A 12,892-nucleotide genomic window follows, 5' to 3' on the forward strand; every position below is an offset into this window, starting at 1 on the left:
TACTATCCGCGATACTGCCGCATCGTCTGGACCTATTACGGGCCGCGGAAGATCTGCCGACATCGTCCGTGGTGGCGGCATCACTGGCGATACCGCTATTACGGATATCCGTACCGGTACTGGTAAGACCGCGTGAAACGAAACAGGCGCCCGACGGGCGCCTGTTGTTCGAGCGGGGATCATTCCGGCCAGCTCACCAATCCTTGCCTTCCCAGGGCTTGACCTTCCATGGCGTGAGCTTCTCCATCCGCCACTGGTACCAGTGGTCGGGCGGCCAGTGGCTGAGGCGCGAGACTTCCTTGGTGGCGGTGGTTTGGAGGTCGACGATGCGCGGCGTGCGACGACGCACCTGCTTCGTCGCCTCGCTGATCATATCGACATATTCGTACTTGTCGGTCACGGCCAAGGTCCCTCGCGAAATGTCTTCGCAAGGGACCAGTGTGCGCTTTGCCTGTTAACGCAGCGTTGCCGAAACGGCTCGCAATCTAGGCATAAGAAAGCGTTAACGCCATTCCCGGACGTCGACAAAATGCCCGGCGATCGCCGCCGCCGCTGCCATCGCGGGCGACACCAGGTGGGTGCGGCCCTTAAAGCCCTGGCGGCCCTCGAAGTTGCGGTTCGAGGTCGAGGCACAGCGCTCTTCCGGCTTCAGCTTGTCCGGGTTCATGGCAAGGCACATCGAGCAGCCCGGCTCGCGCCATTCGAAGCCGGCCTTGATGAAGATCTTGTCGAGGCCTTCGGCTTCCGCCTGCTCCTTCACGATGCCGGAGCCCGGCACGATCATGGCGTTGACGTTGGCATTGACCGTCTTGCCCTCGGCGATCTTTGCCGCTGCGCGCAAATCCTCGATGCGGCCGTTAGTGCAGGAGCCGATGAAGACGCGGTCGAGCTTGATGTCGGTGATCTTGGTGCCGGCGGTCAGGCCCATATATTTCAGCGCGCGGTGCTTCGACAGCCGCTTGGCCTCGTCCTCGATCTTGTCGGGATCGGGCACGAAACCTGATATCGACACCACGTCCTCGGGCGAGGTGCCCCAGGTCACGATCGGCGGCAGTTTTGCCGCATCGAGCCGGATCTCGTGGTCGAAATACGCGCCTTCGTCGGAGCGCAGCTTCTCCCAGTAGCGCATCGCGGCGTCCCAGTCGGCGCCCTTCGGCGACTTCGGGCGGCCCTTCAGGAATTCGAATGCCTTCTCGTCCGGCGCGACCAGGCCGGCGCGGGCGCCGCCCTCGATCGACATGTTGCAGACCGTCATGCGGCCTTCCATGGTCAGCGCGCGGATCGCATCGCCGGCATATTCCAGCACGTAGCCGGTGCCGCCGGCGGTGCCGATCTCGCCGATGATGGCGAGGATGATGTCCTTGCCGGTGACGCCGTCCGGCAATTTGCCGTCGACCACCGCACGCATGTTCTTGGCCTTTTTCTGGATCAGCGTCTGCGTCGCCAGCACGTGCTCGACCTCGGAGGTGCCGATGCCGTGCGCCAGCGCGCCGAACGCGCCGTGGGTCGAGGTGTGGCTGTCACCGCAGACGATGGTGGTGCCGGGGAGGGTAAAGCCCTGCTCGGGGCCGATCACGTGGACGATGCCCTGGCGCTTGTCGAACTCATTGTAATATTCGATGCCGAATTCCCTGGCGTTCTCCGCCAGCGCCTTGATCTGCTCGGCGCTTTCAGGGTCGGGATTCGGTTTGGTGCGGTCGGTGGTCGGAACATTGTGGTCGACGACGGCCAGCGTCTTCTCCGGCGCGTGCACCTTGCGCCCCGTGGCGCGCAGACCTTCGAACGCCTGCGGCGAGGTCACCTCGTGCACCAGATGGCGGTCGATATAGAGCAGACAGGTGCCGTCCTCGGCTTCGTGCACCAGATGGTCGTTCCAGATCTTGTCGTACAGCGTGGTCGGTTTGGACATGAGCGTAAGCTCCAAGGGAAATTCTGTGGGATCGGTCAAGCGCAATCGCGCGCGAGCAGCGAATGTCAGCGCAGCGTCAAGCTGCGGCAGTAAGCTCTGATGTGGCCGACGTCGCGAACCGTCCGAAGAAGCGGCCGGGCAGCCGCGAGCGATCGTCCATGACGATGCGCTGGGCGGTGCTGGTGCGATCTAGAACCATTCCAGTCTCATAACACAGGGCGAATGTAAGTGCGATATGCGTTTGTTGCCACCGTCATTGCGAGCGAAGCGAAGCAATGACGAGGAAGCACAACAAAAAAGCGCGGGGCAAAACCCCGCGCTTTTGTCGCATCCCTTGTGGGGACGAAAATTATTCGCCGACGGCGGCGGCGCGGTCCTGCTTCTCGACGATGCGGGCCGACTTGCCGCGCAGCTGGCGCAGGTAATACAGCTTGGCGCGACGCACCTTGCCGCGGCGTACCACCTTGATCGAGTCGATCATCGGCGACATCACCGGGAACACGCGCTCGACGCCTTCGCCGTAGGAAATCTTGCGGACGGTGAAGCTCTCATTGAGCCCGCCGCCGGAACGGCCGATGCAGACGCCTTCATAGGCCTGCACGCGGGTGCGCTCGCCTTCGACCACCTTGACGTTGACGATCACGGTGTCGCCGGGGCCGAATTCCGGGATCGACTTGGTGGCCGACAGTTTGTCGAATTGCTCTTTTTCGAGCTGCTGAATGAGGTTCATTGAAATCTCCATCGGCGGCGCGCCCAGCCTTTCGGGGGCTGCGCAAACGTCCATCTATCCTGCGCGTGTGCGGATTTGGCGCCCGTATAAGGCATCAAGCCGCGCTTGTCACCCGTCTGTCGTGCTTTTTGTGGCTTTTTGGCCGGCCCGCGCCGCCCATAGATCCGGCCGGCGCGCCCGGGTCAGGGCCTCGGCCGCGGCCCGCCGCCAGGCCGCCACCTTGGCATGGTCGCCGGAGATCAGGATTTCCGGGATCGTCCGGCCCTCGAACTCCTGCGGGCGAGTGTATTGGGGGTATTCCAGTAGTCCTTCGGAAAAACTTTCGTCCTCGCCCGAGGCCTGCTTGCCCATCACCCCCGGCAGCAGCCGCACGCACGCGTCGATCAGCGCCATCGCGGCAATTTCGCCGCCGGACAGCACATAATCGCCGATCGAGACCTCCTGCAGGTTCCGCGCCTCGATCACCCGCTGGTCGACTCCCTCGAACCGGCCGCAGACGATCAACGGCCCGGGCCCGGCGGCAAGTTCCGCCGCCAGCGACTGGGTCAATGGCCGACCCCGCGGGCTCATCAAAAGACGCGGGCGATCTTGAGCGATATCAGCGGCATCGATCGCAGCGGCCAGAATGTCGGCCCGCAGCACCATGCCCGGCCCGCCGCCGGCCGGCGTGTCGTCGACGCTGCGATGCTGGTCGGTAGCGGACGCCCGGATGTCGCGCGCCTCCAAGGCCCACAGGCCGGACGCCAGCGCCTTGCCCGCCAGGCTGACGCCAAGCGGCCCGGGAAACATCTCGGGGAAGAGCGTGAGGACGGTGGCGCGCCAGGTCATGTCAAACCATCACGTGAGTGTCGGGGCTTCGTCGCCTTCGACTTCCTGCGGCAGCTCGATCACGACGCGGCCGCCTGCCAGATCGACCGTCGGCACCACGGCGTTGGTGAACGGTAGCAGTATCGTAGCGCCCTTGTCCGGCGCGATCTCGATGATGTCGCCGGCGCCGAAATTATGGATCGCGACGACGCGGCCGAGCGGCTCATCGGCGGCGTCGACGGCGGCGAGCCCGATCAGGTCGGCGTGGTAATATTCGTCCGCGTCGGTCTCGGGCAGGCGGTCGCGCGGGACATAGAGCTCGAGGCCGTTGAGCCGTTCGGCGTCATCGCGGGTCGTGATGCCCTTCAGCGTCGCCACGAGGTGATCTTTCGCCTCGCGGAGATGCGTCACCTCGAACTGGCGCGCGCCGTCCTTGGTCATCAGCGGGCCGTAATCTCTGACGGCCAGCGGGTCTTCGGTGAAGGTCCACAGTTTTACGGCGCCGCGCACGCCATGCGCCGCGCCGATCCGTGCGACGCAAATCTGCGCGGTCATCAGCGGGCCTCACCCTTCGAGACGCGGCGAAGACGCCGCTCCTCCAGCGATAACGGCGAAGCCGTTACGCCGGGACGAGGAGATAGACCCTCATGCTGAGGAGCACGGCGATGGCCGTGCGTCTCGAAGCACGAGGCCCGGATCATCGCTTACGCCTTGGCGGCGGCTTCGGCGGCCTTGCGCTCCTTGCGCGGCACGGCCTTTTCCGGATTGTTGCGTGGCGCACGCTTGACGACGCCGGCCGCATCGAGGAAGCGCGTCACGCGGTCCGACGGCTGCGCGCCCTTGGCGAGCCAGGACTTCACCTTGTCCATGTCGAGCTTCAGGCGGGCCTCATTGTCCTTCGGCAGCAGCGGATTGAAATGGCCGAGACGCTCGATGAAGCGGCCATCGCGGGGAAAGCGCGAGTCGGCGACGACAACGTGATAGACCGGGCGCTTCTTGGTGCCTGCGCGAGCGAGGCGGATAACGACTGACATTTAGTTCTCCTGTTGAAATTTAAAACTCGATGATCTGAACGGTGTGAATTGGCGTCATTGCGAGCGAACCGCGCCTCGCTCGTCATGCCCCGCGAAGGCGGGGCATCCAGTAATCGCAGGCATTTGCGATTGAACTGATGGAGCGCGGCGTACTGGATCGTCCGCCCCAGTGCGCAATTGCGCACAAGGCGGACGATGACGGCGCGTGTTGGTGAAACGTCATTTCTTCTTCCCCGGAAAGCCGCCGAGGCCCGGCAGCGTCGGCTTGCCGCTGAGGCCGGTGAGGCCCGGCACGTTCGGCAGGCCCTGGCGCAGGCCGACCGGAAGATCCTTCGGCAGATTCGGCAGGCCGCCGGCGCCGCCCTGCATCTTTTCGGCCAGCGCCTTCATCTCTTCCGGCGAGGGCGGCTTCATGCCGCCGCCAAAGCCCATCGCCTGTGCGATGCCGGCGAGCGGGCCGCGCTTGCCCGAACCCATCGCCTTCATCATGTCGGACATGTTCCGGTGCATCTTCAGGAGCTTGTTGACCTGCTCGACATTCTGGCCGGCGCCGGCGGCGATACGCTTCTTGCGACTGGCCTTGAGGATATCAGGGTTCTTGCGCTCTGCCCGCGTCATCGAATCGATGATCGCGACCTGACGCTTCAAGATCTTGTCGTCGATCCCGGCGGCGGCGATCTGGTTCTTCATTTTCGCAATGCCGGGCATCATGCCCATCAACCCGCTGATGCCGCCCATATTCGCCATCTGCAGCAGCTGCTCGCGCATGTCGTTGAGGTCGAACTGGCCCTTGCGCATGCGCTCGGCGGTGCGCGCGGCCTTTTCGGCATCGATATTCGCCGCGGCGCGCTCGACCAGCGACACCACGTCGCCCATGCCAAGGATGCGGCCGGCGATGCGGGAGGGGTGGAAATCTTCCAGCGCGTCGGTCTTTTCGCCGGTGCCGATCAGCTTGATCGGTTTTCCCGTGACCGCGCGCATCGACAGCGCGGCGCCGCCGCGGCCGTCGCCGTCGACGCGCGTCAGCACGATGCCGGTGAGGCCGACGCGCTGGTCGAACGCGCGCGCGAGATTGACCGCGTCCTGGCCGGTCAGGGAGTCCGCGACCAGCAGCACTTCGTGCGGATTGGCGGCTTGCTTGATCTCGGCCGCCTCGCTCATCATCTCTTCGTCGAGCGTGGTACGGCCGGCGGTGTCGAGCAGCACGACGTCGTAGCCGCCGAGCTTGCCGGCCTCCAACGCGCGCTTTGCGATCTGCGCCGGCTTCTGGCCGGCGACAATCGGCAGCGTCGGGATGTCGAGGTCGCGCCCGAGCACGGCCAGCTGCTCCATCGCCGCCGGGCGGTAGATGTCCAGCGAGGCCATCAGCACCTTGCGCTTGTCGCGCTGGACCATACGGCGGGCGAGTTTTGCTGTCGTGGTGGTTTTACCGGAGCCCTGCAAACCGACCATCATGATCGGAACCGGCGGCACTGCATTGATGTCGATGGTCTGGCCGTCGGCGCCGAGGGTCGCGACCAGCTCATCATGGACGATCTTGACCACCATCTGGCCCGGCGTGACCGACTTGACGACGGTGGCACCGACTGCCTGCTCGCGGACGCGCTCGGTAAAGCTCCTGACGACCTCGAGCGCAACGTCGGCCTCGAGCAGCGCGCGGCGCACCTCGCGCATCGCGGCATCGACGTCCTTTTCGGTCAGCGCACCGCGCCCCGTCAGACGATCGAGAATGCCACCAAGCCGTTCCGACAGATTGTCGAACAATGCCGTTGTCCTTTGTCCTGCCTTTGCAGGCGCTGCGTCAGATCACCACCGTCATACCCCGCGAAGGCGGGGTATCCAGTACGCCGCGGCTTCTCGGTTCCAGCCGAGCGAGCTCTGGGATACTGGATCACCCGCCTTCGCGGGTGATGACGACCTAGATATGTCTCGGCAGAACCCGCCAAAACGATATTCCAAACACTTTCGCGCCCGAGGGCGCATCGCGCTGTCGGGCGTTGGCCTCCGGTCTCGAGGGGCCGGGCGGCGGGTCGAAAAGAAAGCCTTTCCGAGAAAGTGCGGGGGTTAAACGCCGGGAAGGGGCGAAAGTCAAGGAAACTTGTCGAAAACAACACTTTCGCGAGCTTTGGTAAGTAGTTAACCGCTGCACGAAAACTCAGCGTTGGTCCAACGCCGGCGACTGATGGATATGGTATAAGGACACCATGAGATTTTTTCCATGGTATCTGACGCGCGGGGACGTGCTTGGCGGCTTGTTCGTTCTGGCGGAGCTCGGCTTGCTGCTCTTCACCTACATTCGATTTCCGGGCTTCCCAGCCCAGACGACCGGCTTCGGCCCGGATTGGGACTGCAGAAGTGTCCCGCAGGGCGACCCTGTTTGCGTGAAAAAAATCGCGAGATAATCGAGAGCGCGAGTTCCGCTGCAGGTTCCATGTTGCGGCCGCCGACGCCATATAACGCCCCATGTCGTTCAGCTCTCTCCCTTTCGTGACATCAGTGCCCATCACCCGCCGTCGTATTCTCGGAGTACTCGCCGGAGCGGCTGTGGCCGTCGGCGTGCCCTCGATCTGGATCAGCAATATGAAAACCTATGACGGTCCCGTCTCCGATCATTTCGACGGCACGCGCTTCTTCGATCCCGATGGGGTGCCACCGAAATCGCTGGCCGAGGTGCTGCGCTGGCAGTTCGGCGGCGACCGCAAGCGGGCGGAATGGCCGGACTGGGTGCCCAATACCCATAGCGATACGCCGCCGCCGCGGGTTTCCGGCGACAAGGTGCGGCTGTCCTTTGTCGGCCACGTCTCCTGGCTGATCCAGACCCGCGATCTCAATATCCTCGTCGATCCCGTCTGGTCGCTGCGGGCCTCGCCGTTTTCCCTCGTCGGGCCGAAGCGGCACAACGATCCCGGCATCGCCTTCGACGCGCTGCCCAAGATCGACGTCGTGCTGGTCTCGCATGGGCACTATGACCATCTCGACATCGCAACGCTGTCGAAGCTTGCGGAAAAATTCTCGCCGCGTGTGATCACGCCGCTCGGCAACGACGTCACCATGCGCGACTCCGATTCGGCGATCAAAGCCGAAGGCTTCGATTGGCAGGACCGCGTCGAGCTCGGCAACGGCATCGCAGTCACGTTGGTGCCGACGCGACACTGGTCGGCGCGCGGCCTGTTCGATCGCAACAAGGCGCTGTGGGCGAGCTTTGTATTGGAGACGCCGGCGGGCAAACTCTGCATCGTCTGCGATTCCGGCTATGGCGAGGGCAAGCATTTCCGCCGTGTCGCCGAAAAGCACGGTCCGCTGCGGCTGGCGATCCTCCCGATCGGCGCCTATGAGCCGCGCTGGTTCATGAAGGACCAGCACATGAATCCGTCTGACGCCGTGAAGGCCTTTGCTGACTGCGGGGCGGAGCAGGCTCTGGCGCATCATCACGGCACCTTCCAGCTCACCGATGAAGCGATCGATGCGCCGGTCAATGCGCTGGCGGATGCGTTGAAGGAAGCGAAGATTCCACCGGAGCGGTTCGCGGCGCTGAAGCCAGGGCAGGTGATCGAGATTTAGCTCCCTCCACACAGACACTCGTCGCCCCGGACAAGCGCCGTGCAGCGGCGCGCCGATCCGGGGCCCATAACCACAGGATCATGTTTTGCGAAGATTCGTGGTCACATGCCTCGCGCCATAACCAGCCACTTGGGTTATGGATCCCGGATCTGCGCTTGCGCTTGTCCGGGACGACAGCTGAACGCGTTGCGCCAGCGTGCCCTATTGCGCTGGCTTGATCGCCCAGGAAACGCTCACCGTTACCGATAGCGTCTCTTCGCCCGGCGCAACCTGCGCGCCGGCGGCCATCGGCGCTGCCACCTTGCTGCGGAAGACCGGCGTGGGCCCACCTTCCTCGGCAATGCTAATGGGTTCGCCGAGCGTCACGCCCGCGGCCTTGGCATAAATCTCGGCCTTGCGGCGGGCGTCGGCGATCGCCTTCTCACGGGCCTCGTCGAGATGTTTCGAGGCCTGCGTCACGCTGAAATGGATGCCGCCGATGTCGTTGGCGCCGGCGCCGACCAGCACGTCGATCACGTTCGCGACCTTCGTGACATCGCGCATCTTGACCGTGACGCGGTTGCTGGCACGGAAGCTGACGATGCCCGGCGTGCGCTCGTTGGCCTTGGAGGACGTGGCAAATTGCGGCTGCAGCACCAGCCGCGAGGTCTGGTAGTCCTTTTCCTCGATGCCGGCGCCCTTGAGCGCCAGCAGCACCTTGCCCATCGCGGCGTTGATGGCATCGGAAGCTTCGCGCGCGGTCTTGGCATCCGAAGTCACGCCGGCGTCGATCTGGGCCTGGTCGGGCGCCACGGAGACGTTCGCTTCGCCGGTCACCGAAATCGCCGGCGGCGGCATCGTCTGCGCCAGCGCGGGCGCGGCCAGAAGCGCCGCGGCAACCGCGAGGCTAAACGAACGCTTCATACCGGTCACCTCAAGGGCACGTAGACATTGATCACCAGCTTGTCCTCCGCCGTCTTCAGCGGGTCGGTGATGTATTCCTCGATGAAGGTGTCCTTAGCTTCCAGCTTCTTGTCGTCGAGGTGATTGGTGATCGCCTCATAGGTGTTGTCCATGTTGTCGTAGGAGCCGCGATGGACGAACTTCAGCGCCTTGCCCTCCGGCGATTTGCCCATGCTCATGTCCTTGGTCAGGTTCTTGACGTCCTGATCGACCGGGATCTGGGCGAGGAACGTGAAGCCGGTGTCGTCGGTCGAGGTGTAGACAATCATCGAATTGCCCGTGGCCTTGATACCCTGCTTGTCGAGCAGGGCGGTCAGCGTCTTGAACGAATCGATCAGCGTGTCGAACGCGGCATCCCAATTGGCGGTGCCCTTCATGATCACCACCTTCTTGGGCTCGAGCGTGAACTCCTCGCCGAAGGGGTCGGCGGTCTGGACGTTGGGGGCGGGCGGAGGCGGCGCGGGCGGCGGGGCTTTCTCGGCCGTGGGGGTATCAGCCGGGGACTTGGTTTCGGCCGGTGGTGGGACCGGCACCGGCGATGGGGCGGGGCTCGGGGACGCCGACGGGCTCGCGGTGGGGGAAGCGGAGGGCGCCGGCGACTGCGCCAGCACGGTGTTACCGGGCCCGATCACAACCATGGGGAGCGCGACCAGAGCCGCGCGGAATGTGCTGACAAGGTTCATTTTCAGGTATTCTCCATCCCACCCACGGCGGCCGCGGCATTGTCCCGCTCCACGCCCGCCAGGACGCTGCTATTCCTAACACGCAAGGCGCGCTTTCGTCCCATGACAGATGCGTCATAGGCCCCTGCCGCCCCGACGTACTAGGCAATCGGCCATCATTCGCCATATAAGGCAGGCATAAATTGGGAAATTCCATGAGCGCGCTGGCCAACCATACGTTTGCCAAGATGAACGGCATCGGCAACGAGATCGTCGTGGTGGACCTGCGTGATTCCTTGCGCGACCCCAAGGCCGCCGTGACGCCGGAAGACGCGCGTGCCGTGGCCTCTCCCGCGGGTGCTCCCTATGACCAGTTGATGGTATTACTGCCGCCGCGGCTGGAGGGCACCGAGGCCTTCATCCGCATCTACAACAATGACGGCTCGGAAGCCGGCGCCTGCGGCAACGGCATGCGCTGCGTGGTGCGCCGCCTGTTCGAAAAGACCGGGCAGACCGCCGTGACCTTCGAGACCCGCGCCGGTCTGTTGAACTGCTGGCAGGGCCCGGCCCCCGATCTCTACACGGTTGATATGGGCGCGCCAAAGTTTGGCTGGCAGGATATTCCGCTGGCGGAAGAGTTTCGCGACACCCGCTATATCGAGCTGCAGGTCGGACCGATCGACGCGCCGGTGCTGCATTCGCCATCGGTGGTCTCGATGGGCAATCCGCACGCGATCTTCTGGGTCGACGATGTCAACGCCTACGATCTCGAACGCTTCGGGCCGCTGTTGGAAAACCATCCCATCTTCCCCGATCGCGCCAACATCACGCTCGCCCATATCGTCGATCGCGACCACATCACGATCCGAACCTGGGAGCGGGGCGTCGGCTTGACCAAGGCCTGTGGCTCCGCGGCCTGCGCGACCGCGGTCGCCGCGGCGCGGCTGAAGCGCGCCAACCGCAAGGTCGAAATCACGCTGCCGGGCGGCAAGCTCGGAATCGAGTGGCGCGAGCGCGACGATCATGTGCTGATGACCGGGACCGCCGATTTCGAATATGAGGGCCGCTTCGATCCTGCGCTATTCGCCAGCGTCGCCTGAAGAATTATGAGCGTCGACGTCATCACGTTCGGCTGCCGCCTCAACGCCTTCGAGTCCGAGGTGATCGCCCGCGAGGCGGAGCGCGCCGGCCTCTCCGATACCGTCGTCATCAATAGCTGCGCCGTTACCAACGAGGCGGTGGCGCAGGCGCGGCAATCGATCCGTAAGCTGAAGCGCGAGCGGCCGGGTGCGCGCATCGTCGTCACCGGCTGTGCGGCACAGACGCAAGCACAAATGTTTGCCGAAATGGCCGAGGTCGATCGCGTCGTCGGCAATGACGAGAAGATGCGCGGTGATGCCTGGCGCGAGGCGCGCGCCGCGTTTGACGGCGGTTTCGGCATCGAGACCAGCGAGAAGATCGCGGTTGCCGACATCATGGCGGTCAAGGAGATGGCGCCGCATCTGCTCGACGGCTTCAAGGCCGGCCTGCCGCGCGTCTTCGTGCAGGTGCAGAACGGCTGCGACCACCGCTGCACCTTCTGCATCATCCCCTACGGCCGCGGCAATTCCCGCTCGGTGCCGATGGGCGCGGTGGTCGAACAGGTGCGCGCCCTGACCGAGCGCGGCCATGCCGAGATCGTGCTGACCGGCATCGATCTGACGAGCTACGGCACGGATCTGCCGGGGGCGCCGAAGCTTGGGCAACTGACAAAGCAGATCTTGCGGCATGTGCCGGGACTGAAGCGCCTGCGGATTTCCTCGATCGATTCGATCGAGGCCGATCGCGACCTGCTCGACGTCATCGCGAGTGATGAGCGCCTGATGCCGCATCTGCATTTGTCGCTGCAGTCCGGCGACGACCTGATCCTGAAGCGGATGAAGCGGCGGCATTCCCGGCAGGACGCGATCGATTTTTGCGCCCAGGTACGGCGGCTGCGCCCGGACATCAGCTTCGGCGCCGATATCATCGCGGGCTTTCCGACCGAGACCGAGGAAATGTTCGCGCGGTCGCAGGACCTGGTCGACGAATGTGATCTCACTTTCCTGCACGTATTTCCCTATTCGAAACGCCCGGGCACACCGGCCGCGCGGATGCCGCAGGTGGCGGGTCAGGCGATCAAGAGCCGCGCGAAGCGGCTGCGGACTGCGGGCGAGGCGGCGTTGCAAAGGCGGCTGGCGGCGGAAGTGGGCGCGACGCGTCAGGTGCTGATCGAAAGCGCGACGCAGGGGCGCACCGAACATTTCCTGCCGGTGGCGGTATCAGGCGAAACGCCAGGTGTGGTAATGGCTCTGCCGATCAAGGGCCACGATGGTGCGCGGCTGACGGTGTGAGCCACGAACTCCGCTGTCATCGCCCGGCTTGACCGGGCGACCCAGTACGCCGCGGCTTCACGATTGATCACAGGCGTCTCTGGAATACTGGATCATCCGCCTTCGCGGATGATGACAGCGGGAGTTGAGGCGGCGCTGATGCTCAGCGCTACTCCCCATTCCACCCGCACTTCCTGAGCCGCTCCCGCATATGCTCCGGCGCCGGTGCCACCACGCGCACCGGCTCCTTGTTCTTGGAAATCGGAATCACGATCTCGCGGGAATGCAGGTGCAGGATCGGTTCGCCGAAACGCGGGCCGTTGCCATAGATGTTATCGCCGACGATCGGCCAACCCATCGCCGACGTGTGCACGCGGAGTTGATGGGTGCGTCCGGTGACGGGCTCCAGCGTCAGCCAGGCGAGGCCGTCGCCGCGGCCACAGACCTTCCATGTCGTGACGGCTTTCTGGCCCTCCGGATCCGGCTTCTGCCACCAGCCGCGCTCAGCGTTGAGCCGTCCCAGCGGCATATCGATGGTGCCTTCGTCCTCGGCGGGGCCGCCCTCGACCACGGCCCAATAGGTCTTGCCGACCTTGCCATGCTTGAACAACAGGCCGAGCGAGGCGGTGGCCTTGCGATGGCGCCCCAGCACCAGGCAGCCGGAGGTATCCTTGTCGAGCCGGTGGGCCAGCACCGGCGGCCGCGGCAGGCCAAACCGCAGGGCGTCGAAAGACGCCTCCAGATTGGCGCCGCCCTTGGGACCGCGATGCACGGGAAGGCCGGCCGGCTTGTCGATGACAAGCATCAAGCCGTCGCGATGGAGCACGCGGGCCTGGATTTCATCCGCCGTTAAACCCGGGACATCAAAAGCTCCCGTGGACACTCCGGGAACATCG

At 64.5% G+C, this 12,892-nt stretch carries 14 protein-coding genes; 3 read left to right on the plus strand and 11 right to left on the minus strand.

Annotation, left to right across the window (positions count from 1 at the left end; translation table 11 throughout):
* Positions 1–193 precede the first annotated feature (193 nt).
* From QA643_RS01770 to ffh, 8 genes are all read right to left on the minus strand, one after another.
* Entirely contained in the window at positions 194–400 is a 207-nt protein-coding gene (locus tag QA643_RS01770; protein ID WP_283031500.1) for a hypothetical protein, read from the minus strand.
* 102 nt (positions 401–502) lie between these two features.
* Positions 503–1,909, minus strand: coding sequence for a 3-isopropylmalate dehydratase large subunit (leuC, locus tag QA643_RS01775; protein ID WP_283031501.1), 1,407 nt, complete (start codon positions 1,907–1,909; stop codon positions 503–505).
* A gap of 76 nt (positions 1,910–1,985) precedes the next feature.
* The gene (locus QA643_RS01780; RefSeq protein WP_283031502.1) at positions 1,986–2,108 is read right to left on the minus strand and encodes a hypothetical protein; all 123 of its coding nucleotides are present in this window, start codon (positions 2,106–2,108) and stop codon (positions 1,986–1,988) included.
* A gap of 150 nt (positions 2,109–2,258) precedes the next feature.
* On the minus strand, positions 2,259–2,639 hold the full coding sequence (gene rplS / locus QA643_RS01785; protein WP_283031503.1) for a 50S ribosomal protein L19: 381 nt from the start codon (positions 2,637–2,639) through the stop codon (positions 2,259–2,261).
* Between the two features lie 108 nt (positions 2,640–2,747).
* A complete protein-coding gene (gene trmD, locus QA643_RS01790; protein ID WP_283031504.1) occupies positions 2,748–3,467 on the minus strand; it encodes a tRNA (guanosine(37)-N1)-methyltransferase TrmD in 720 nt (239 codons plus the stop codon).
* Positions 3,468–3,476: 9 nt separating this feature from the next.
* Positions 3,477–4,004: a ribosome maturation factor RimM gene (gene rimM, locus QA643_RS01795; RefSeq protein WP_283035083.1), complete on the minus strand. Its 528-nt coding sequence runs from the start codon at positions 4,002–4,004 to the stop codon at positions 3,477–3,479.
* Positions 4,005–4,150: 146 nt separating this feature from the next.
* Positions 4,151–4,480: a 30S ribosomal protein S16 gene (gene rpsP / locus QA643_RS01800; protein ID WP_283031505.1), complete on the minus strand. Its 330-nt coding sequence runs from the start codon at positions 4,478–4,480 to the stop codon at positions 4,151–4,153.
* Positions 4,481–4,699: 219 nt separating this feature from the next.
* Entirely contained in the window at positions 4,700–6,244 is a 1,545-nt protein-coding gene (gene ffh / locus QA643_RS01805) for a signal recognition particle protein (protein WP_283031506.1), read from the minus strand.
* A gap of 732 nt (positions 6,245–6,976) precedes the next feature.
* Here ffh and QA643_RS01810 point away from each other — a divergent pair.
* On the plus strand, positions 6,977–8,041 hold the full coding sequence (locus QA643_RS01810) for an MBL fold metallo-hydrolase (protein WP_283031507.1): 1,065 nt from the start codon (positions 6,977–6,979) through the stop codon (positions 8,039–8,041).
* A 201-nt stretch (positions 8,042–8,242) separates the two neighbouring features.
* Here QA643_RS01810 and QA643_RS01815 read toward each other — a convergent pair whose 3' ends face one another.
* On the minus strand, positions 8,243–8,944 hold the full coding sequence (locus QA643_RS01815) for an SIMPL domain-containing protein (protein ID WP_283031508.1): 702 nt from the start codon (positions 8,942–8,944) through the stop codon (positions 8,243–8,245).
* 5 nt (positions 8,945–8,949) lie between these two features.
* Entirely contained in the window at positions 8,950–9,621 is a 672-nt protein-coding gene (locus tag QA643_RS01820; protein WP_283035084.1) for a GyrI-like domain-containing protein, read from the minus strand.
* Positions 9,622–9,860: 239 nt separating this feature from the next.
* Here QA643_RS01820 and dapF point away from each other — a divergent pair, with 239 nt between their 5' ends.
* Positions 9,861–10,745: a diaminopimelate epimerase gene (gene dapF, locus QA643_RS01825; protein ID WP_283031509.1), complete on the plus strand. Its 885-nt coding sequence runs from the start codon at positions 9,861–9,863 to the stop codon at positions 10,743–10,745.
* 6 nt (positions 10,746–10,751) lie between these two features.
* On the plus strand, positions 10,752–12,017 hold the full coding sequence (mtaB, locus tag QA643_RS01830) for a tRNA (N(6)-L-threonylcarbamoyladenosine(37)-C(2))-methylthiotransferase MtaB (RefSeq protein WP_283031510.1): 1,266 nt from the start codon (positions 10,752–10,754) through the stop codon (positions 12,015–12,017).
* 148 nt (positions 12,018–12,165) lie between these two features.
* Here the strand turns inward: mtaB and QA643_RS01835 are convergent, their stop codons facing one another.
* Positions 12,166–12,801: an RNA pseudouridine synthase gene (locus tag QA643_RS01835; protein WP_283031511.1), complete on the minus strand. Its 636-nt coding sequence runs from the start codon at positions 12,799–12,801 to the stop codon at positions 12,166–12,168.
* Positions 12,802–12,892: the final 91 nt, after the last annotated feature.

The sequence above is a fragment of the Bradyrhizobium sp. CB3481 genome (assembly GCF_029714305.1).
Taxonomy (GTDB): domain Bacteria; phylum Pseudomonadota; class Alphaproteobacteria; order Rhizobiales; family Xanthobacteraceae; genus Bradyrhizobium.